General features: G+C 62.7%; 16 protein-coding genes and 2 tRNA genes. 13 read left to right on the forward strand and 5 right to left on the reverse strand.

The annotated features are described in order from the left end of the window. Positions 1–73 precede the first annotated feature (73 nt). Together scpA and G405_RS16050 are read right to left on the reverse strand one after the other, a co-directional pair. Positions 74–2,215 carry a methylmalonyl-CoA mutase gene (scpA, locus tag G405_RS0112805; protein ID WP_022701921.1) on the reverse strand — a complete coding sequence of 714 codons (2,142 nt, stop codon included), beginning with the start codon at positions 2,213–2,215 and terminating at the stop codon, positions 74–76. After that, entirely contained in the window at positions 2,212–4,179 is a 1,968-nt protein-coding gene (locus G405_RS16050; RefSeq protein ID WP_022701922.1) for a methylmalonyl-CoA mutase family protein, read from the reverse strand. The genes scpA and G405_RS16050 overlap by 4 nt, the downstream gene beginning before the upstream one ends. Positions 4,180–4,322: 143 nt before the next feature. On the opposite strand from G405_RS16050, the gene G405_RS16055 reads away from it, so the two are divergent. Next, positions 4,323–5,144, forward strand: coding sequence for a DUF2793 domain-containing protein (locus tag G405_RS16055; RefSeq protein ID WP_022701923.1), 822 nt, complete (start codon positions 4,323–4,325; stop codon positions 5,142–5,144). A 19-nt stretch (positions 5,145–5,163) separates the two neighbouring features. Here the strand turns inward: G405_RS16055 and G405_RS0112820 are convergent, their stop codons facing one another. Further along, positions 5,164–6,177: an alpha/beta fold hydrolase gene (locus G405_RS0112820; RefSeq protein ID WP_040705771.1), complete on the reverse strand. Its 1,014-nt coding sequence runs from the start codon at positions 6,175–6,177 to the stop codon at positions 5,164–5,166. A gap of 355 nt (positions 6,178–6,532) precedes the next feature. Further along, positions 6,533–6,607, reverse strand: a tRNA-Thr gene (locus tag G405_RS0112830). Between the two features lie 115 nt (positions 6,608–6,722). On the opposite strand from G405_RS0112830, the gene G405_RS17095 reads away from it, so the two are divergent. The 9 genes from G405_RS17095 to G405_RS0112875 all read left to right on the forward strand — a co-directional run bounded on the left by G405_RS17095 (position 6,723) and on the right by G405_RS0112875 (position 11,896). Continuing rightward, positions 6,723–6,872 (forward strand): hypothetical protein, encoded by a 150-nt coding sequence (locus G405_RS17095; protein WP_022701925.1) that lies wholly within the window; start codon positions 6,723–6,725, stop codon positions 6,870–6,872. Positions 6,873–7,022: 150 nt separating this feature from the next. Beyond that, complete coding sequence (murA, locus tag G405_RS0112840) at positions 7,023–8,300, forward strand: UDP-N-acetylglucosamine 1-carboxyvinyltransferase (RefSeq protein WP_022701926.1); 1,278 nt, start codon at positions 7,023–7,025, stop codon at positions 8,298–8,300. Next, positions 8,301–8,747, forward strand: a complete 447-nt coding sequence (locus tag G405_RS0112845; protein ID WP_022701927.1) for a DUF2948 family protein — start codon at positions 8,301–8,303, stop codon at positions 8,745–8,747. Positions 8,748–8,775: 28 nt separating this feature from the next. Next, positions 8,776–9,249 (forward strand): UPF0262 family protein, encoded by a 474-nt coding sequence (locus G405_RS0112850; RefSeq protein ID WP_022701928.1) that lies wholly within the window; start codon positions 8,776–8,778, stop codon positions 9,247–9,249. A 2-nt stretch (positions 9,250–9,251) separates the two neighbouring features. Beyond that, positions 9,252–9,674 carry an arsenate reductase/protein-tyrosine-phosphatase family protein gene (locus tag G405_RS0112855; RefSeq protein WP_022701929.1) on the forward strand — a complete coding sequence of 141 codons (423 nt, stop codon included), beginning with the start codon at positions 9,252–9,254 and terminating at the stop codon, positions 9,672–9,674. A 153-nt stretch (positions 9,675–9,827) separates the two neighbouring features. Beyond that, on the forward strand, positions 9,828–10,046 hold the full coding sequence (gene infA / locus G405_RS0112860) for a translation initiation factor IF-1 (protein ID WP_009800516.1): 219 nt from the start codon (positions 9,828–9,830) through the stop codon (positions 10,044–10,046). Positions 10,047–10,053: 7 nt separating this feature from the next. Beyond that, complete coding sequence (locus G405_RS0112865; protein WP_028284800.1) at positions 10,054–10,638, forward strand: Maf family protein; 585 nt, start codon at positions 10,054–10,056, stop codon at positions 10,636–10,638. Further along, the gene (locus tag G405_RS0112870; protein ID WP_028284801.1) at positions 10,635–11,699 is read left to right on the forward strand and encodes a ribonuclease E/G; all 1,065 of its coding nucleotides are present in this window, start codon (positions 10,635–10,637) and stop codon (positions 11,697–11,699) included. The genes G405_RS0112865 and G405_RS0112870 overlap by 4 nt, the downstream gene beginning before the upstream one ends. Continuing rightward, the gene (locus G405_RS0112875) at positions 11,696–11,896 is read left to right on the forward strand and encodes a DNA gyrase inhibitor YacG (RefSeq protein ID WP_022701932.1); all 201 of its coding nucleotides are present in this window, start codon (positions 11,696–11,698) and stop codon (positions 11,894–11,896) included. Before G405_RS0112870 ends, G405_RS0112875 begins: the two co-directional genes overlap by 4 nt. A 68-nt stretch (positions 11,897–11,964) precedes the next feature. Here the strand turns inward: G405_RS0112875 and G405_RS0112880 are convergent, their stop codons facing one another. Continuing rightward, positions 11,965–14,601 (reverse strand): TonB-dependent receptor domain-containing protein, encoded by a 2,637-nt coding sequence (locus tag G405_RS0112880; protein ID WP_022701933.1) that lies wholly within the window; start codon positions 14,599–14,601, stop codon positions 11,965–11,967. A gap of 194 nt (positions 14,602–14,795) precedes the next feature. On the opposite strand from G405_RS0112880, the gene G405_RS0112885 reads away from it, so the two are divergent. The 3 genes from G405_RS0112885 to G405_RS0112895 all read left to right on the forward strand — a co-directional run bounded on the left by G405_RS0112885 (position 14,796) and on the right by G405_RS0112895 (position 20,765). Next, a tRNA-Phe gene (locus G405_RS0112885) sits at positions 14,796–14,871 on the forward strand. A 377-nt stretch (positions 14,872–15,248) separates the two neighbouring features. Beyond that, entirely contained in the window at positions 15,249–18,080 is a 2,832-nt protein-coding gene (locus tag G405_RS0112890; RefSeq protein WP_022701934.1) for a S8 family peptidase, read from the forward strand. Between the two features lie 126 nt (positions 18,081–18,206). Beyond that, entirely contained in the window at positions 18,207–20,765 is a 2,559-nt protein-coding gene (locus G405_RS0112895) for an EAL domain-containing protein (protein WP_022701935.1), read from the forward strand. Positions 20,766–20,922: the final 157 nt, after the last annotated feature.

Consider the following 20,922-nt stretch of genomic DNA (forward strand, 5'->3'; position numbering starts at 1 on the left):
GGGAGGCTCCTTCGCTTTTGTGTTTGAGACGAAGCGTGGAGGCTCACACCATGGATGTCACCTTACGGTCCTGTCAGGCCGCGCTCGCATTAGCGACAATATTGATCAGCTCCACCGCGCTGTCCGCAATCACCGTACCCGGCGGGTAGACCGCGGCCGCGCCCATGTCTTTCAGGATCGGGACGTCTTCGGGCGGGATGACGCCGCCGACAATGATGGTGATGTCGGGGCGGCCCATTTCGGCGAGCTGTTTCTTGAGCTCGGGCACCAGGGTGAGGTGACCGGCGGCTAGCGAGGAGGCGGCGACCACGTGGACGTCGTTCTCCACCGCCTGACGCGCGGCCTCTTCAGGGGTCTGGAAGAGCGGACCGATATCCACATCCCAGCCCAGATCGGCGAAGGCGGAAGCGACGACCTTCTGACCGCGATCATGGCCATCCTGGCCCATTTTCGCGATCAGGATGCGCGGGCGGCGGCCTTCGTTTTCAGCAAAGGCGTCAGAGGCTTCAAGCGCCTTCTTGACCTTTTCGTCATCACCTGAGGCTTTCAAGAACACCCCCTGAACCGATTTGATTTCTGCCTTGTGGCGGCCGAACACCTTTTCCATGGCGTCCGAGATTTCGCCCACCGTCGCCTTGGCGCGGGCGGCCTCGACGGAGAGCTGCAAGAGGTTGCCGCCGTGCTCCGCCGCGTTGGTCAGCGCTTCAAGTGCATGCTCTACAGCTTTGGGGTCGCGTTCGGCACGCAGCTTTTCAAGCTTGGCGAGCTGTTCCTTGCGGACCTTGGAATTGTCCACTTTCAGAACCGGAATGTCTTCAGGCTCGTTGAGGCGGAATTTGTTGACGCCGACAATCGTCTGCAGGCCGGAATCGATTTTCGCCTGCGTCTTGGCGGCGGCTTCCTCGATGCGAAGCTTGGGCAGGCCCTCTTCGATGGCTTTCGCCATGCCGCCCAGCGAATCCACTTCCGCGATATGGTCCAGCGCGCGGGCGGCCAGATCATGGGTCAACCGCTCGACATAATAACTGCCGCCCCAGGGGTCGATGGCGTCGGTGAGGTGCGCCTCGGTCTCGAGCACCAGCTGGGTGTTTCGCGCGATGCGGGCTGAGAAGTCGGTCGGCAGGGCCAAAGCTTCATCCAGCGAGTTGGTGTGCAGCGACTGGGTGTGGCCATCGACCGCCGCCATGGCCTCGACCGCGGTGCGGCCCACATTGTTGAACACGTCCTGGGCGGTCAGAGACCAGCCCGAGGTCTGACTGTGGGTGCGCAGGGCGAGGGATTTGGCGTTCTTCGGGTTGAACCGCGCTTTCACAAGGCTGGCCCAGATCAGGCGCGCGGCGCGCATCTTGGCGATCTCCATGAAGTAATTCATGGACACGCCCCAGAAAAAGCTCAGCCGTGGCGCGAACGCGTCCACATCCAGCCCCGCCTCGACGCCGGAGCGAATGTAGTCAAGACCGTCTGCGATGGTGTAGGCGAGCTCGAGATCGGCGGGGGCGCCAGCCTCCTGCATGTGATAGCCGGAGATCGAGATCGAGTTGAAGCGCGGCATCTCCTTGGCCGTATAGGCGAAAATGTCAGAGATGATCCGCATGGAGGGGCGCGGCGGATAGATATAGGTGTTGCGCACCATGAACTCTTTCAGGATGTCGTTCTGGATCGTTCCTGAAAGTTGTTTGGGGCTGACGCCCTGTTCCTCGGCGGCGACGATATAGAGCGCCAGAACCGGCAGCACGGCGCCGTTCATGGTCATCGACACGCTCATCTGATCGAGCGGAATGCCGTCAAAGAGCTGGCGCATGTCGAGGATGGAATCGATGGCGACGCCCGCCATGCCCACATCGCCGATCACGCGCGGATTGTCGCTGTCATAGCCGCGGTGAGTGGCCAGATCGAAGGCCACCGACAGGCCCTTCTGACCGGCCTTGAGATTGCGGCGGTAAAACGCGTTTGATTCCGCAGCCGTTGAGAAGCCCGCATATTGCCGGATCGTCCAGGGGCGCTGGACGAACATGGTTGGGTAGGGGCCGCGATGGTAGGGCGCGGCGCCGGGATACCCGTCAGTGAAATCAAGCCCGGCCACGTCTTCGGACGTGTAGGCGGGCTGGATCGGCAGCTCTTCCGCCGTCATGTGAGGCGCGCGCTCCGGCGCCGGGCCTGGTTGGATGTCGGGCTGGCCCAAACCGATCTGGGTGAAATCAGGATGCTGGCTCATGAGCTCACTCCCAGAACGGTGTGGGCGCGTTCGCCATCCTCGAGGCTATGGCTGCGCATGTGAATGAAGTGGTCGACGCCGGGAATGGAGCCCGGCTTGCCCGCCACCCAGATTTCCTGCGCGCCGGCCTGTTTGAGCGCTTCCGCAAGCTCTTCCGCCATGTCGGAATACGCATCGTCCGTGCCGCAGATCACGGCGAGTTTTGAGCCGGTTTCCGCAAAGGCGTCCGCGCAGGCGTCGATGTCGGCGTATTCACGCGCGGGATCGGTCTCGACCCCGGAAACGGCGAGCCGGTTTGAGGCGAAGCTGGCGCGGGCGTTGAAATCCGCCAGCGCGCCCAAAGTGGCGAGGAAAGCGCGGGGCGCCTGACCGGCCTTTTCTGCATGGGCGTCGGCGGCGTCGCGCAGCGCTTCAAAGGGCTCCGCCATGCGCATGTATCGCAAGGGCGGCCAGTTCTGATCCGGCGCTTCCAGCAGGCGAATGGCGTGACCGTTGGCGGCGGCTTCAAGCTTGTCGGCAAAGGGCTGCGGCTCCAGCGTCGGCGCATCGAGCTTGGGCGGCGTATAGCTGCGCTGGCCCGCCTCGACGGGACGTTCTTCCAGATTGGCGTATTGCGTCACCCCGATCAGGCTTTCGCGGCCTTCAGCGTATTGCGCCACATAGGCGTCGCGGCTCTTGGCGACTTCGTTTTGAAGCCAGCCCGCCTTGACCGTTTCAAACAGGCCGCCGCGGCGTTCGATTTGCTGGAAAAGATCCCAACCTGCCTGCGCCAGTCGGTGACCCAGGGTTTCATGCAGATAGCTGCCGCCTGCCGGATCTGCAGTCACGCCCAGATGGCTCTCTTCCATCAGCATGATCTGAAGATTGCGCCCCACACGCCGGGCGAACGACGTGGCCGCGCCCAAGGGTTCGTTGAACGGCCTTACGGTGATGGAATCCGCGCCGCCCGCAGCAGCTCCAAGACCCGCGCAGGCGTTGCGGATCAGATTGGTCCAGGCGTCGCGCGCCGTCAGCATGCGCGAGGAGGTGATGGCGCAAATGCGCATGCCTTGCGCTTCCGGCGAACAGCCGAAGGCTTCCGCCACTCTGGCCCAGACGCGTCGCGCGGCGCGCAGCTTGGCGATGGTCAGATGCACGTCAGCATCAGCGGCGAAGCTGAACTCCAGCGCATTGGCGGCCTGATCCGGCGTCAGACCATGATCAATGAAGGCGCGCATATAGCTGGCGCCGCCGCCGCAGGCGAAAGCGAGCTCCTGCGCCGCCGAACCGCCCGCTTCATGCGGGGCGTTGGCGGTGATGGAGACCACCTTGATGTTAGGCGCATGATCGGCGCACCAGGCGGCGGCTTCCGCCGTACGCTTCAGGCGTTCAGGCAGGTTTTCCGCGCCGCCGCCGGCCAGGGATTTCTGCCCGATGGGCGACAGGCCGAGTCCGCCTTTCAGCGTGCTCAGGTCCAGTCCCTGATCGCGCATATAGGCCAGCGCCAGAGCCGCGTATTGCGGCGCCATGCGCGAGGGCTGCAGATAGACCGGCGCGAGATCGAGCATGACCCCGTCCAGTACGGTTTTCAGCTCGTCGAGCGTCCTGACCGCGACGCCCATGGCCCCTGTGGGGTCAAGGGTGAGCGCAATCTCGCTGACCCCGCCTGACAGCTCGCTCAGGAGTGCGGCGTTCGCGGCTTTGGGGGCCGCGTCATCAATGATCTGGCGGATGCCCCAGGGCAGATAGGGGTCGCGTTCCGCCGTCAACCCGCGCAAATAGGGCGCAGCCCCCGGCGCGGGCAACGGTCCGATCTGGTCACGGTCGGTCCGCGTGAATAACGGTCCACGCGCGACACCGTCGAGGGTTTTGCGGACAAGCCGCTCCAGCGGAGCGCCTTTGAGGGCGGCCTCTGCCATGACGCGCCATTGCGCGTCGTCGATGGCCTCAAATCCCTCGGCCAGGGGGCGGATAGAGTCAGTCATATCGTGTGGGTACACCGGCTTTGACGATTAGAAAAGCCGCGCTTGCGGACGTTTCGCCACTGCGGAAAGCGGAGCGGCTTATCCGCTACCGCTGCTCCGCCTTCTAAGCTTGTGTCCTGTCAGCGGTGAAAGGACTGATCCCGATGCAAGAGCGCACCCCCCGGCTGGGCCTGCCCTGGCTGATGCCGGCCCAGGCCCAGAAACATGTGACCGTCAACGAGGCGTTGGCGCGTCTGGATATGCTGGTGCAGGCCAGCGTGTTGAGCCGCACTCTGTCAGGTCAACCTGAGACGCCGTCGGAAGGAGAGGGCTATCTTCTGCCCGATGCGCCTCAGGGCGCAGATTGGTCATCGCAAAGCGAAGGCGTTCTGATGGTGTTTCACGAAGGCGTCTGGACCGCCGTTCAGCCCTGGGCGGGGCTGACCGTCTATGTGGCGGATGAAGCGGTGAGCCTGATTCATGACGGCGCCGAATGGACCGCCCTCAAAGACCAGGTTCGTGCGCTTGGGGGGCTTGAAGCGCTGGGGGTGGGGACGCAGGCGGACCCCGTCAATCGGGTCGCGATCAAATCCACAGGCGTCTTGATGTCAGCCGATGACGCCGGGCCGGGCGATATGCGCCTGACGATGAACAAGTCGGACGCTTCGCGAACGGCGAGCCTGGTGTTTCAATCAAACTGGTCCGGCCGCGCCGAGCTTGGACTGACGGGCGATGAGGCGTTCTCCATCAAGGTCTCAGACGATGGCGCGAGCTGGCTGGAAGCGCTGAAGGTGTCAGCGGGAGACGGCGTGGTGACGCTGTCGGGCCTGAGCGTCTTGTCAGGTCGGCTTAGCCTGAGCGCCAGCCATACGCCGGCGAGCGCTGCAGCGCCGGGCCAGGCGGGCGATTTATGCTGGGACGGCGATTTTGTGTATGTGTGCGTCGCCGCCAATCAGTGGAGACGCTCGGCGTTGTCTGCATGGTGAGCTGATACGCCTCGTCGGGTCAGCGGCGATGTGCGGCGAGCGCCTCGAACACGGCTCGGACTTCGCGATGCATTGGAGTGGTCATGATATGGCCTGACCGTTCCACCCAGTGCAGGCGCGCATTCGGGGCGGCTTCGGCGAGCCGCTGGGAGGCGCGCCCGGGACAGACCAGATCATAGCGGCTCTGGATTATGTGCACCGGCATGGTCAGCGACCGGGCGTTGTCCAGAATCTGCCCCGGTTCCAGAAAGCAGTCATGAGCGAAATACCAGGCCTCTAGCAATGAATGCGCGGTCAGCCAGTCGGCGCCGCGTTCGGCATAGTCCTTCTTGATCTCGGCATTGGACTTGTCCAGCCAGCCCAGGGTCTCCTCATACTCGCTCCAGCGATACAGAACCGATTGCTGCAGGGTTTCCAGCGGAGTATCCGGATCTTCAAGCCCTGCCAGAAGCGGCCGCCCGGCGGCGATTTCATCTTGCATCCGTTCAAGCGCCCAATGACGAAAGTCGAGCGGGGTCTGACAGGCGGTCGGTACGCCCTGCATCAGGCGTTCGAGCGCGTCAGGACGGATCGACCCTGCGCCCGCAGGATCGTGAAACCAGTCCATTTCCTCGCGTTCGCCGAGCATGACGCCTTCTATCACCAGCGTTTCAACACGGTCCGGATGGCTTTGCGCATAAGCGAGAGCCAGCGTGGAGCCCCAGGACGGACCAAACAGGGTCCATCGCTCCAGACCCAGCGCCTCTCGCACGCGCTCCATATCCTCGATCAGATGTGCGGTGGTGTTGGTCTCCAGCTCGAACAAGGGGCGTGAGCGACCGCATCCGCGCTGGTCAAACAGCACGATGTTCCATTTGCTGGGGTTGAAATACCGCCGGTGCCGCGGGCTGGCGCCGGAACCCGGCCCGCCGTGAACGAATACAACGGTGGGCGCGTCGGGGTCGCCTGAGCTCTCGACATAAAGCTCAAAGGCGTCATCAACTTGAAGGCGGGTGCTTGCGTAGGGCTCAAGCGCGGGAAAAAGCGGGGTCATAAGTGGCATTCGACGGGACCTGGCAGAAACGACGCGCTAGACAATTATTTCGATTTATTACTTTATTTGCTTCTGTTTGGAAGCGCGAAGGTAACAAGGCGGAGTCTGTTTGCAGGCCATACGAATTATTTGCATCGCATCTTTTAATGCAGCTAGCCAGTACGGGCGTGTGGGGCTCACCTGAAAGCCAGGGCTCAATCGCCAGGCTTTGCAAAACACCTTCCTGGCAGTGCTTTGCAACGAAAGCTGGACGCATATGCATCCTCACGAGGAGCAAGCCAGCAGCTTGCAAACCAACGAGTTCGCAAGACACGAGCGCCTGTTTGCGGGCTATATGAAAATTTTGAAGAAAGAGTGGTGCCGCTAGAGTGAATTGAACACTCGACCTCTCCCTTACCAAGGGAACGCTCTACCCCTGAGCTATAGCGGCGTCCGGTAGCAAGAGCATGCTCTCGCGTCGTCGGAGCCGGGCTTATAGCGTTTGATTCTTCTCGCGCCAAGACCGGGCTTGACCTCTTTTGCAGATATAAGGCAGTTGAGAGCCCATGAGCACCTCAGATCACAAGCCTGCAAAGGGCGAAACACCGCCCACCGATCGAGAGCAGCGCCTGGCCCAGGCCTTGCGCGCCAATTTGCGACGACGCAAGGCGGCGGCGCGCAAGAGCGATGCGCCAAAACCGGGCGACGCGTCTTAAAGCGTTCAGCGCCCTTGCGTTCAAAGCGCGGCGCCCACAAATCATCGCCTCTGTGACGCCCTCATTTCGTCATCGTGCGAATGCCTTTACTACGGGCGCTGAAGGGTGGGGCGCTGGCGTCGGCGCACGCCTTAGGACCATGAGGGCAGTATGGACAGCATTTCTATTCGCGGCGGATCGCGCCTTTCCGGTGACATCGAGATCTCAGGCGCGAAAAACTCCGCGCTCAAGCTGATGGCCGCCTGTTTGTTGACGGACGAGCCGCTGGAGCTGTCGCGCATGCCGCGGCTCGCCGACACGCGCTTTCTGGGGCATTTGCTGGCGCATCTCGGCGTCACGGTGGAGGAGCGCGCCGGAGCGAGGCTGTTCATGCACGCCGATGCTTTGGGCGAGCCCTTCGCGCCCTACGACCTGGTGCGCAAGATGCGGGCGAGCTTCAACGTGCTCGGTCCTCTGATCGCCCGGGTCGGCCACGCCAAGGTCTCGCTGCCGGGCGGTTGCGCCATCGGCGCGCGCCCTGTGGATCTGCATTTGCAGGCGCTGGAGGCGCTGGGGGCCGAGATCGAGCTGTCTGAAGGCTATGTGAACGCCAAGGCGCCGTCAGGCGGGCTGACCGGTGCGCGGATCGTCTTTCCCATGGTGTCCGTGGGCGCCACCGAGCACGCCATGCTGGCGGCGGTGCTGGCGAAGGGCGAAACGGTGCTTGAAAATTGCGCCCGTGAGCCGGAAATCGCCGATCTCGCCGGTTGCCTGAACGCCATGGGCGCGAAGGTGAGCGGCGCGGGAACCGCCACCATCACCATTGAGGGCGTGCCTAAGCTTCATGGGGCGGACTGGGCCGTGGTTCCAGACCGGATCGAGACCGGAACCTACGCCATGGCCGCCGCTGCGGTGGCGGGCGGCGACGTTCTGCTCAAGGATGCGATCTTTGATCATAATGGCGCGCTTTGGGATTTGCTGCGCAAGGCCGGGGTCGATGTTCAGGCGGAAGAGGGCGGTGTCCGTGTCCGGCGCAATGGAGCGCTGAAGGCGGTCGATATGCAAACGGCGCCATTTCCGGGCTTCCCGACAGATCTTCAGGCGCAATTCATGGCGCTGATGAGCCTGGCCGAGGGCGCCTCGGTGATCCGCGAAACCATTTTTGAGAACCGTTTCATGCATGCGCCGGAGTTGTCGCGTCTGGGCGCCCGGATCGATGTGCGCGGCAATGAGGCAGTGGTGCGCGGCCCGTGCGCGCTGAAAGGCGCGCCGGTGATGGCGACCGATCTGCGCGCATCTGTCAGCCTTGTCATCGCCGGTCTTGCTGCGGAAGGTGAGACTGTGGTCAACCGAATCTACCATCTGGACCGGGGGTTTGAGCGCCTGGAGGACAAGTTGTCCGCCTGTGGCGCGCAGATTCGCCGCGTTGCTGAAACTGCGGAGAACTGAATGACCGGCTACACGCCGATGCGCCTGTTGGCGCAATCCACTGACGATCTCGCCGTGCTCTCCGCCGCGTTGCAGGACGCTGTGGGGCTGCTGGGCGATTTTCAGTACGAGCCGAAAGCGCGCCAGTTCACGCTGGCGCTCAACCGGTTCCGCTGGGAAGGTCCGAGCAAGGGGCATGGCGAGCGCGTGCGCGCGGCGCTGCAGGTTGGCTCGGTGCTCAAGGCGCAGGCCAAACGCCTCAATCAGGCCAATGAAGATGGGGTGATCAGCCTCCTGACGCTGGCGTTTGAGCCTGATGAAGCGCCGGGCGGGGTGCTCAGCTTCACCTTTTCCGGTGGCGGCGAGCTGCGTCTTGAGGTGGAATGCATTGATATGGCTCTGGCGGATGTGTCCGAGCCCTGGCGGGCGGCGGCGCGGCCGAGCCATCCAGACGAAGACGAGGCATGACCCGCAACCGGGTCGACAGGAGTTCTTTATGACCGATCAGCGCCTGGTCGCGGTCGAGCTTGACCAACTGACCATCGGCAAGGCCGATGAGGCCGTGGAGCATGAGCGCCGCGTGGCCATTGCTGATCTATTGGACTCCAACACATTTCATCCCGCCGATTCCGAGGCGGGCCCCTATGCGCTGCGTCTCGCCATCGAGGATCAGCGTCTGGTTTTCGACATCAAGCGCGAAAACGGCGACGCCGTTCGCATGTTCGTGTTTTCGTTGGGGCCGCTGCGCCGCATCATCAAGGATTATTTCCTGATGTGTGAAAGCTATTACGCGGCTGTGCGCGACGCGCCCTTGGGCCAGATCGAGGCGATCGATATGGGGCGGCGCGGGGTGCACAACGAAGGCTCCGAGCTGCTTCGTGAGCGCTTGGCAGGCAAGATCGAGGTGGATTTCGATACGGCGCGGCGTCTGTTCACCCTCATTTGCGCCTTGCACCGGCGAGGCGCCTGAGCATGGCGGTCCCCTCCGTCGTTTTTGTGTGCGGCCGCAATGCGGTGCGCTCTCCCATGGCTGAAGGCTTCTGGAAAGCGCGTTTCGGAGCCGACTGCCTGGCGCGATCCTGCGGCGTGGAGCCGGCCGCCTGGCCGGACGGCTTCATGATCAACGTCATGGGGGAGAGCGGGGTCGATCTGTCAAACTTTGAATGTCGCGATCTGGCCGACACTGCGGACGACCCGGTCGAGCTTGTGGTGTGTCTGGCCGAGGACGCCGATCCCGCCGCAAGCGCCTTCGCAGACGCGCGCGGGGCGGACTATCAGCTCTGGGCGATTCCCGACCCCGCGGCGGCTGAAGGCCGTCATGAAGCGCGTCTGGACGCCTATCGCGCTGCGCGGGACGACATAAAAGCGCGTATTTCGGCGTTTAATCCGGACTAGTCCTTACAACCGCGCTCGACGATCGCCGCGATCCCGCTTATATAGCGGCACGAGACCGCCCGACGCTGGCATGATATCTCATGCTAAAGCGTACGGGGTTTTTGCGTTTGGCGCACTCGCGCCTGATATACGCCATTGATCAAGAGGAGCTGCATGGCGAAGGAAGAACTGCTGGAGTTTCCAGGCGAAGTCGTGGAACTGCTGCCCAATGCGACCTTCAAGGTCAAACTGGAAAATGATCACGAAATCATCGCTCATACGGCGGGCAAGATGCGCAAGAATCGCATCCGCGTGCTGGCTGGCGACAAGGTTCTGGTCGAGATGACGCCTTACGACCTGACCAAAGGGCGCATCACTTATCGCTTCAAATAAGGTGAGCGTGACGCCCGTTTCCGTGCGCGCGCCGTTTGTGCTGGCGAGCGCCTCTCCGCGTCGACGTGATCTGCTGGTCGGGATCGGTGCGCCGCCCGATCAGATCGCGCCCACCGATATCGACGAGACCGAACGACCTGGCGAGCTGCCGCGCGATCTGGCGCTGCGGCTGGCGGTCGAGAAACTCGCGGCCGCCGAGCATCCAGGCGCCTTTGTCCTGGCGAGCGACACGGTCGTGTCCGTCGGCCGCCGCATCCTGCCCAAATCGGAAGACCGGGAAACCGCCGAGGCGTGTCTGCGGCTTTTGAGCGGTCGCAATCACCGGGTCTATACCGGCGTCGCCGTGCGCGCGCCGGACGGTCGCGAGATCAGCCGCGTGGTCGAAACCCGGCTGGCCTTCAAACGGCTCAGCGAAGATGAACTCACCGCTTATCTCGATAGCGGGGAGTGGGATGGAAAAGCGGGCGGATACGGCATTCAGGGCCGCGCCGGCGCCTATATCAGCAAGCTGATCGGCTCTTACACCGGGGTGATGGGACTTCCGGTCTATGAGGCGCGGCAGATGCTGGTCGGATTGGGATATGTGTTTTGAGAATCGTCGCTGCTGAGCATGTGGGTGAAACCCGCGCCGCCGTTCTGGATGGTGATCGCGCCATCGAGCTTCACCTGGAGCGCTGGTCCGAGCGCGGCCAACGTGCGTTGCGCGGTGAAGTGTTTCGCGCCCGCGTCACCAAGGTGGACGGATCGCTGAACGGCGCGTTCTGCGAGATTGGGCGCGGCCCGACCGCTTTTCTGCCGTTCGGCAAGGCGGGGCGCCCTGAAGGTTTGCATGAAGGCGCCGCTATCGGCGTTCAGATCGCGCGCGAACAATTTCAGGAAAAAGGCCCCACGCTGACCCTGTTTGAGGTCGAGCCGGGCGAGGCGCCGGAAATCGTGGTGGCGGCGCCGCCGCTGGCGGAACGCCTGTCGATGATGTTTGAAGCGCCCGTGCGCACGCCCAAAGAGGCGGATGTCGCCCTTGATGAGTTGTTTGACGAGGCGCTGGAGGCTGTGGTCCCGCTGCCGGGCGGCGGCAAGCTGATCATCGAGCCGGTGACGGCGATGACGGTCATCGATGTGGACGCCGCCGGACGCCAGTCCCAGGGCGGCGCGCCGAAAATGGCGCTGGATTTGAACAAGACTGCGGCGCGTGAAGCCGCGCGCCAGATCCGCTTGCGCGGGATTGGCGGCGTCATCGCCATCGATTTCCTGCCCTTGAAGAAGAAACAGGATCAGAGCCAGCTCGACCAGACGCTGAAGGGCGCGTTCAAGCGCGACCCCGCCAAGGTCGATGTGGCGCCGTCCAGTCGCTTCGCCATCGTGGAGCTGGCGCGTCAGCGCCTGGGCCGCGCCCTGCACGAAATTGCTTGGGAACGCTTTGGCGTCGACAGTGTCGAGACCTGTGCGCTCGCCGCGCTGCGCCGTCTGGACGCGGAAGGTCAGGCCAAACGCGGCGGCCGTCTGGCGCTCCTGGCGGGCAAAGAGGTTCACGCCTGGCTTGAAAACGATCCCATCGGATGGTCAAAGGCGATGAAATCGCGCCTCGGCGACCGGTTTGAACTGGTTCTGGACGAAGCAAAGGGGGCGCGCAATTTTGAGGTGCGCCCGCTATGAGCAAATCCAAACCCGGCTGCCCGATCTGCAAGAAACCCGTCGATCCCCAATACAAGCCCTTCTGTTCGGCCCGCTGCGCCGATGCAGACCTTGGGCGCTGGTTCTCCGGCGCTTACGCGGTGCCGGGCGAACCGGTCCCGCCCGAAGCCCTGCCGCCCGAAGCGCGCGGCGATGAGGAGGGCGGGGATCAACACTGATCCGCCGTCGACGACAAAAAAGCCCCGCAGCATCGCTGCGGGGCTTTTGTTTGATCTGAACTCTGACCCTAGCGAGCCACGCTGATCCGGGCGTAGAGCACCCGGCCGCGCGCGTCATGTACCTTGGTGTCATAGCCCAGCGGCGTGTTCACGGTCGGCGCCGCCTCGTCAAAGACGTTCAGGGCGCCCAGAGAGGCGGTCAGCACATGGCCGCGCACCTCTTCGCTCCAGCCCGCCTGAAGGTCATAGGCGGTCCAGCTGTCGATTTCAGCGCCGCCGTTTTCATCATCGTCATAGGACGAGATGAAGCGCGCTTGCGCATTGACGCTCCACGGCCCGTTCATCCAGCCGGCGCGTGCGCTGGCGCGCCATTGCGGCAGGGAGCGGGCGAAGTTGGTGAAGTTGCGGTTGCCTGCGGCTTCGATCGTCGTGTTGAGAACGGGGTCAAAGAGGGTGAATTCGTCGATATAGACCGCGTCCAGCCCTGCATTGATCAGGCCGAACCGGCCCAGATCCACGCCATCATGGGAGATCGCAAAGTCCACGCCTTGCGCCTCCACGCTGGGGGCGTTGACGAAATTGGCGCGCACCAGCACCACATCGCCAGCCTGGGACAGCTCGACGAGGGGGTCGTTATAGACCCCGTCATCGGCGAAGTCGGCGGCCAGAATGGCGTTGGCGCTTTCCTCGATGATCAGGTCCTCGACCTCAAGCCGCCAGGCGTCCACCCGCGCGCTCCAGCCGCCATTGCGCCAGCTGGCGCTCAGCGTGTAGCTGTCTGAGCTTTCAGGATCGAGCGCCGTCGAGCCCACCGTGCGCACGGGGCGGAACAGGCTTTGATTGCCCAGGGTCAGAGACTGCAGCGTGGTCGTGGCGCTGACTTGCTGATGCAGGGACGGCGCGCGGAAAGATTGCGCCCAGCTCGCCGACAGGGTCAGGCTTTCGGTGATATCCACCGCCAGCGCGATCTTGGGATCGGTGGAGGAAAACGCTTCAAGGTCCTCATACCGCGCCGCAAGGGTCAGGCGTGCGCGCTCATGAAGCGGGATGACGCTTTCCGCGAACACGCTCGCCACGTCACGCTCACCGGAATAATCGGGCCCGCCGACGATGAACAGGAAGGCGTCGTCATTGAAGGTCTGGCCGTGATTGACCTCAAGGCTTTCGGTGCGCAGCTGTCCGCCGACGGTCAAGGACACGTCGCCAGCGGGGAGCGCGAACAGGGCTGCGGTGGTCACGCTGGCGTCCAGGCTGGTCAGTTCGGAAGTGGAGGTGCGCACATCCTCGCCCAGCATCCAGTCGAGAAGCTCCGGATTATTATAGCGCGGATCTGACGGGTCTGTGACCAGCGCGCCGGAGCCGAACGGATTGAACCAGGAACAGCCCGCGCTCTCATCGCCGGCGCTGGCGCCCGTCTGGCAATTGGCGCCGCCGAACCCATTGAGCGCTGCGCTCACACGGTCTCCGATATGATCGGTAATGGTCGCTTCCAGCTCATTGCGGGAATAGGCCAGCGTGACCGCGCCCGTCCAGTCGCGGCCCAGAGCGTCAAAGTCATGTTCCAGCCCGGCGTCCAGCCGTAGCGTGTCATGATCAAAACTACGGCGCGCCGCGCCTGCGCTGACGCCGCGCGGACGCCCGTTCCAAACCACGTCCTGCCCGAAATAATTGCCCGGATTGGCGACGGGGATGGTGGGAAAGCTCAATGCGGGCAGGGAGGGGGAGTTGCCGCGCGTCAGCTGCGTATCGGCCCAGGCCGCCCGCACGGTCAGGCGCGTGTCGCCGAAATCGCCGCTAAGGGCGCCATAGAGGTTCAGTCGGGTTTCATCAGGGATCAGTGAGAAGAACTGGCCGTAATCGAGCCGGCAATAGCCCGGCGTGCCATAGGCTGTATCCGCGCCCAGCACCAAGGGCTGGCCGCCCGCCGCTGCGCAATCGCGGTCTATGATCAGCTGACGGCCGCCCGGCGTGGGAACGGAATACGCGCCCGGCTGGCCAAGGGCTGACAGGCCTGTGCCCGGAATGAAGTCGGTCTCAAAGCCCTCAACGCCATCGGTGTCGCGATAGCTGATCGCGCCGGTCAGGTGCAGCGCGCCCATCTCGGTCCCGGCGAGGGCGGAGAGGATGGAGGTGAAGCCCGCGCCGTCAAACCCGTCCGGCCCGCGCGCTTCGGTCTGAACCTCGAAGCCCTCATACCCGTCGCGGGTGATGACATTGACCACGCCCGCAATGGCGTCCGAGCCGTGCAAGGGCGAGGCGCCGTCTTTCAGGATCTCGACTCGGCTGATGGCGATGTCGGGCACAAGCGCGTTCATGTCCACAAAACTGGCGCCGTCGTCAGAGGCCACCGAAGAGGGTGCTTGCCGGACGCCGTTGACCAGCACCAAAGTCGCGCCGAGGCCCAGGCCGCGCAGATTGACGCTCGACGTGCCGGAGGTGTCGTTCTGGGTGCCAGGATCGTCATTGAACTCAGAGCCGACAATGGCGGGATTGAACGCCAGCGCGTCGCCCAGGTCGGACAGGCCGCTGGCGGCGAGCGCGTCTGAATCCAGTGTGATCACCGGGCGGTCGCCCGTCTGCGCGCCGGGCGCGCGACCCGCCGTAATGGTGATGACATCGTCGGTGACGGACTGGCCGAACGCCATGCCGCCTTCACCCAGCACGGCCATCAGGGCCAGCGCGCTGACGCAGACTTTGTTTTTCATTGCTCGCCTCGGAGGTTTTAGTCTTATTCTTGGCAGAGCGCGTAGCAGCCCCCGACCTGTATGGGCAAGCAGGAAGGCAGACCGGACAAATCTGAAATTGACTGCACAAGACTGATTGGAGGGCATGGACAGCCCCCGCGTGCTTGCCTATAAACCGCGTCCTCAGCGCGACGCACATTGATTTGCGTCTCGCCGCCCGGGTAGCTCAGTTGGTAGAGCAGCGGATTGAAAATCCGCGTGTCGGTGGTTCGAATCCGCCCCCGGGCACCATTCTTCTTTTTCTGAACCGGTAGACTTTGCTCGACCTCGTTATTCGGGGCGCAGCCGACTGTGCGTTTCCCAGCACCCGAGAGCCGGGGCGCCCCTCGGCTGGAAACACTGGCGAGTCGGACTTTATGAATATTGATATGCCCTCGACCTTTCTGGCGCTGGCAGCCAAGCGCGCCTGCGCATCATATCTGCGATGACGTAGAGGACTGTAAGCCTTGGGGGTTTGCGCCTGCGCAAGTGCTTTAATATTTGCTAAGCATAGCAATGAATTCATGGTTTATTAACCCCATCTGTTAGCCCGGTAGAACAGAGTGATCCCTTATCGTCGTGGTCTGGAGGTCGCCAAAATGACAAATCGGACACTGAACACTTTTCTGATGAGCGCAGTTTCGGCTTCGGCCTTGAGCCTGGCGCTCTCCGCCGGCGCATTGGCGCACAACGGCAAGAAGCCCGATGACAGTGATCAGGAACCCATCCGTCTGATCTCTCCCTATTACGGGGACATCAATCCGTTCTACGGCGACATCAATCCGTTTTATGGCGACATCAACCCGTTCTACGGCGACATCAGCCCATTCTGGGGCGATATCAGTCCGTTCTGGGGCGATATCAGTCCGTTCTACGGCGATATTGACGCCTTCTGGGGCGACATCGACGCCTTCTATGGTGACATCGACGCATTCTACGGCGATATCGACGCGTTCTACGGTGATATCGGCGCGTTCTGGGGCGATATCGGGCCGTTCTGGGGTGATATCGACGCCTTCTGGGGCGATATCGGCGCCTTTAATGACGGCGAGTACGGCACGCTCCTGACCGATCTCAACGCGTTGTTTGACCGGGCGGAAGACATCTTCGGCCCAGCTTATCAAGGCGTGACGGGGACGGATTTTGAAAGCGGTTTCCAGGCCGAGCTGACCGCACGCTTTGGCATTGATCTGAATGATGCGCGCTCTCTGGAAGGGCTCGACGCCGAAGACCGCGCCCGTTTCTTCCTGGAATTCTATGACGGGCTGATGCGCTATTCCGGTCGCGACCATGTGGATCACTGGATGCCGGCGATCAACTGGACGCCGCGCCTGGCGCAAGAGGCGGGCGGCGGTTCCTGGGTGCTCGTCGGTCTGGTCGACTTCTCAGTGCCGTCCCGGATCTCAGGCCTGACAGGCAACAATAACGGCCGGGATTATCTCGATTTCAACCATGGTCTGGCTGTGGCCAGCCTGATCGGCGCAGACCATGACGGTGAAGGACTGATGGGCGTCGCGCCCAACGTGCTCATGACGTTATCTAATCCGTTTGATGAGAGCCTGAGCACGAACTGGACCGATGTGCGCTCGAGCGTACGCCAACAAGTGATGACCTCAAGCATCATGAATCTGTCGCTCGGCCTGCCGGGCTGGACCTTTAATGAAGGCTGGGCGGACGTGTTGTCGGATCGCTGGGTCTCGATGTTCGCCGACAAGACCCTGTTCGTCTTCGCCGCGGGCAATGACGGCGTCACTCAGACGACCGACGTGAACTGGACCGATGTCCGGAACGTTGAAAACCTGCTGATCGTGGGCTCGGTCAGCCCGTCTGGCGAGATTTCAAACTTCTCCAACAGGCCGGGCGACGCCTGCTTCGCAGTGAGGGGGCGCTGCGCCGAGGGATCGCGTCTGATGGACCGCTTCCTGGTGGCGCCGGGCGAGATGATCCTGATGCCTGACGGCCAGGGCGGCTATGTGCGCCTGTCCGGTACGTCCTTTGCGGCGCCTCTGGTGACTGGCGCGGCTGCGCTGGTGAAAGGCGAGTGGCGTTGGTTGCAGGCGGGCGATATCGCCGAAGTGCTGCTCTCCACCACACAGGATCTGGGCGCGCCGGGCGTTGACCCGGTCTATGGCCGCGGCCTGCTGGACGTGCAGGCGGCTATGGGGCCGATCAACCGCGAGAATCTGTATGCGGTCACCCGTCGGGGCGAGCGTGTGGACGCCAGCGAAGTGGGCCTGCTGAAGGCGCGCTTTGACCTGACGGATGACTCCAGCATCACGGTCTTTGAGGATCTGCGCGACACGTATCGCGATTTTGAGATGACGCTTGAGGAATTGAGCCTGGGCGATGAAGCGGTCAGCGCCAGCGCGGCCGCGGCCAATCAGAGTTATGTCTTTGAGCGGGTTGGCCAGCCTCTGGGCGCGAGCTTCCGTCAGGGTCCGGCGCAGTCCTATGTGGTGGACCAACGCGACGGCCTGGTGGTCAGCGCGTTCGCGTCATCCCTGGACGCGGGGCAAGCCTGGGCGGACGGCGATCTGCCGTTCCAGGCCGGCATGGCGCTGGAAAATACGGAAGCCGGATATGTTGTCCGCTTTGGTGTGGGCGAGGGCGCCCTGGCGTTCAGCGAGGATAGCGGGTTCGGGCTGGCGAGTGATTTCCGCCCTGAAACCGGCGGCGTCAATCCGCTCTTGGGATACGCTTCCGGCGGGCCGTTCGCCATGGCTGGCTTTGACATGGGCGTGGATACCCGCCTGTCGTTTGCGGCCAGCACGACGCGAGATTCCTACGCCTTCAGCAATCCGCTGACGGGCGAACGCACCGCGATCTTCGATACGCTCGACGCGTACGCCGCATCGGCTCTGGCTATGGATGTGCGTCATCAATTGAATGACGTGACCTCCGTGCAGGCTGGGTACACCCACCTGTCAGAAGATGAGGCCCTGCTGGGCGGTCAGGGGCTGGGCGTTCTGGCGTTTGAGGGCGGCTCTGAAACCGACGCTCTGACCCTGGGCGCTGACATGCGAGTTGGCGACAGGATGCAGCTCAGCGTTTCGGGCGCTGTCGCCCGGACGGCGGCGACGCAGTATGGCGACGGGATCATGACCTTGTCTGATCCGGCGCTGTCCACCGCTTTCCAGGTGTCGCTCAGCCGGACGAACATCTTGCGGCGCGGTGACGCCGTGCGAGCGTCCTTCATTCAGCCTCTGCATGTGGAAACAGGGGTGATCGAGTATTCAGGCCTTGCCGTGGCGGATGCGGAAACCGGCGCTTTAGGGCTGCAAACACAGCGCTGGAGCATGGGCGGCGAACGGCCTCTGGCGATGGAATTGCTTTATGGCCTGGACGCTATGGATGGCCGTTTCAGCCTGAACGCCTTCGGACGGGTTGAAGGCCCGAACGCTGACTTCCAGGCGCAAAGCGCCAGCTGGGCGGGCGGCATGCGGGCTCGCTTGCGCTTCTAAAGAGCTTGAGGCCGCACCTGACGGACATGTTCCGGAGGTGCGGCCTTCATGCTGATGCGGATGATTCCAAGAATATTAAGAATACACGTGTAATTTATTCTTAGGTATTTCTTATGGGGCCATCTGATGTTGCGAGCTGTACTCGCCGCGCTCATTGTTGTCTGCTTCAGCTTGACCCATGCGGTCGGGCAAGCGACGCCCTCTACCTATGATGCTCTGATTGAAGAGGCCCAGGCCGCCATGATGGCGGATCCGGCGCAGGCTCTCGCCAAAGCCCAGGCTGCTGAAGCCCAGGCCGAAACCAACAATCGGACTGAGGGACACGCGCATTCCGTAGCGGCCGCGCTTTGGCTGCAAGGCGAAGCGCTGACCCGGCTCGGACGCGCGACTGACGCCAGTCCGGTGGTGGATCGCGCCATTTCCCTGTTGGGCGCCTCGCCGCCTCCCACCCAGCTTTACGCCGACCTTCTGGTGGCGCGTGGACGCATCGCAAAAGACCGTGGGGATTATGCGCTGGCGCTGGATAGCATGGGGCGCGCCTATGATATCTATCTTGAGATCGGCGCGCTGCGAAATCAGTCCATTGTGCTTCAGACCATCGGCTCGATCTATTCAGCGGGCGGGCGGTACGAGCAGGCGATCCAGCATTTCTCCGATGCAGCCGAACGGTATGAAGATCCCATTCTGGAATTGGCCGCCTCAAACAATATGGCGAACGCCTATCGCGAAATGGGACGTTATGACGAGGCCATGATTGCGTTTCAGGCGGCGCTGCAGATCGCTGAAGCCATGGACAGCCAGGTGCTCCAGGCGCGCATCCTGAACAATCTGGGCGCTTTGCATGCCGCCAATGCAGCTTATGACGAAGCCGATGAGGTGATCGATCGGGCGTTTGCTCTGTTTGAAGGCCGTGAGGCGGGCGAATGGTCCCGGTTCCTGTATGGCGTGCGGGCGCAGACGGCGCTGGGCCGTGGTGAACTGGAAACAGCTCGCGATGATATCCAGCGCACGTTTGAAGGCGTGCCGTTGGAGGCGTCGACCCAGCCCTTCACGGACTTTCATGAAACCGCCGTCGAAATCTACACGGGTCTGGGCCAGTTCGAGCGCGCGCTGGAACATGCGCAGGCGTTCAAGCGGCTTGAAGATGCTGCGCGCGACATCGCTGCGTCCGCCAATACAGCCTTGCTGGCCGCGCAATTTGAATTCACTGAGCAAGAGTTGCAGATCAACCAGTTGCGCACGACAGGGCTGGAACAAGATCTGGCCTTGGCGACCGCCCGCAGCCGGACCCGGCTGATCGGCGCAGGGGCGGCCCTGGCCCTCATTTTTGGCGCCTTGCTGTTCAGCCTGTATCTCTACCGGGCGTCCAAAGAGCGTCAGGCGATCCTCGCAAACGCGCTTTATACCGACGCCATGACGGGGCTTCCCTCTCGCAGCGCGCTGGAGCGTGCGCTCGCAAAGGCCGAGGCGCGGGATCGTGAAGTCGCGTTGTTGGTGGTCAGCATCAATCGTCGGGACGCCCTGAACGGGGCGCTTGGTTTTGGTGCCTTCGCTGATTTGTGCGTGCAGCTGGCAGAGCGCCTGAAGACGGATGCGGCGACTGAGAAACTCGGTTTGATCGCCAACGGCGATCTGGGCGTGATCCTGGACTACGCCCCTCAGGATTCCTTGCTGGATGAAGATTATCTCGAGCAAGTGGCGATGCGTCTGCATCGGCTTGTGCAGGAGCCGTTCAAGATCGATGACATTGACATCGATCTGACGGTGACGGTCGGCGGCATGCCCTATGAGGGGGATGATTGCATCAAGCAAGCGATGATCGCTGTGGAGCAAGCGCGTGAGACGCATGTTGGCTTTGCGCGTTTTGACGCCAAGACGTTCGGCGACCCGTCTGAAAATCTGGCGTTGATGAGCCGCATGGCCGTGGCCATCTCCGAAGGCCATATGGACCTGCATTATCAGCCCAAGCTGAATTTACGCACAGGCCAGTTTGATGGGGCGGAAGCGCTGGCGCGCTGGCATGATCCCAAGACGGGAAACATCTCGCCCGGTCAATTCGTGCCGTTGGCGGAAGAAACCGGCCATATCTGGAGTTTGACGGAATGGGCGCTGAAACGCATCGCGCGCGATCAGCTCGCCTTGTCCAGAGCCGGTCATGATGTGGCTTTGTCGATCAATATTTCAGGGGCCTTGCTCACAGATCCCGATTTTGCCGCGCTTGCGGCCCGGATCGCGGCGCAAGCGCCGGGCCAGCTGATCTTCGAGATCACGGAAACCGCGATCGTGTACGATATGAAACGCGCCGCACACACCCTGGACCAATGGGTTCGGGCCGGCGTGAAATTGTCCATTGATGATTATGGGGTCGGTCAGTCTTCGCTGGCTTATCTGAAGGATTTGCAAGCGCATGAACTGAAGCTCGACCGCTTCTTCTTGCAAGACTTCAATGACTCCCATCGTGATCGCTTGCTGGTCCGTTCCTCTGTGGAGATGGCCCATACCCTTGGCATGCAATGCACGGTCGAGGGCGTGGAGGATGCGGACATGTTGCCAGCGCTGCAGGGGCTCGGCGCTGATTGGGCGCAGGGCTTTGGCCTGGCGCGCCCCATGCCGGTGATGGATCTCGTTGGTTTGTTTCAGCACCAGGCGGAAGGCGACGCTCCGCTAAGCCTGTATCGCCCCTGATCTGTGGGTGATGTGAACAGGCTCACGCTGTGACACGCTGTCGCTTGCAGCGCATGCGGTTCTCCTGACGCGAATTGTGTTTCGCCTGTTCTTACCAGGGTTGAACTGGCGTTTGAAAAACCCGTTAATGGCGCATTCAGGAGGCAGGGGCCTAAAT

Origin of the sequence: Oceanicaulis alexandrii DSM 11625, from assembly GCF_000420265.1 — a bacterium.
Taxonomy (GTDB): Bacteria; Pseudomonadota; Alphaproteobacteria; order Caulobacterales; family Maricaulaceae; genus Oceanicaulis; species Oceanicaulis alexandrii.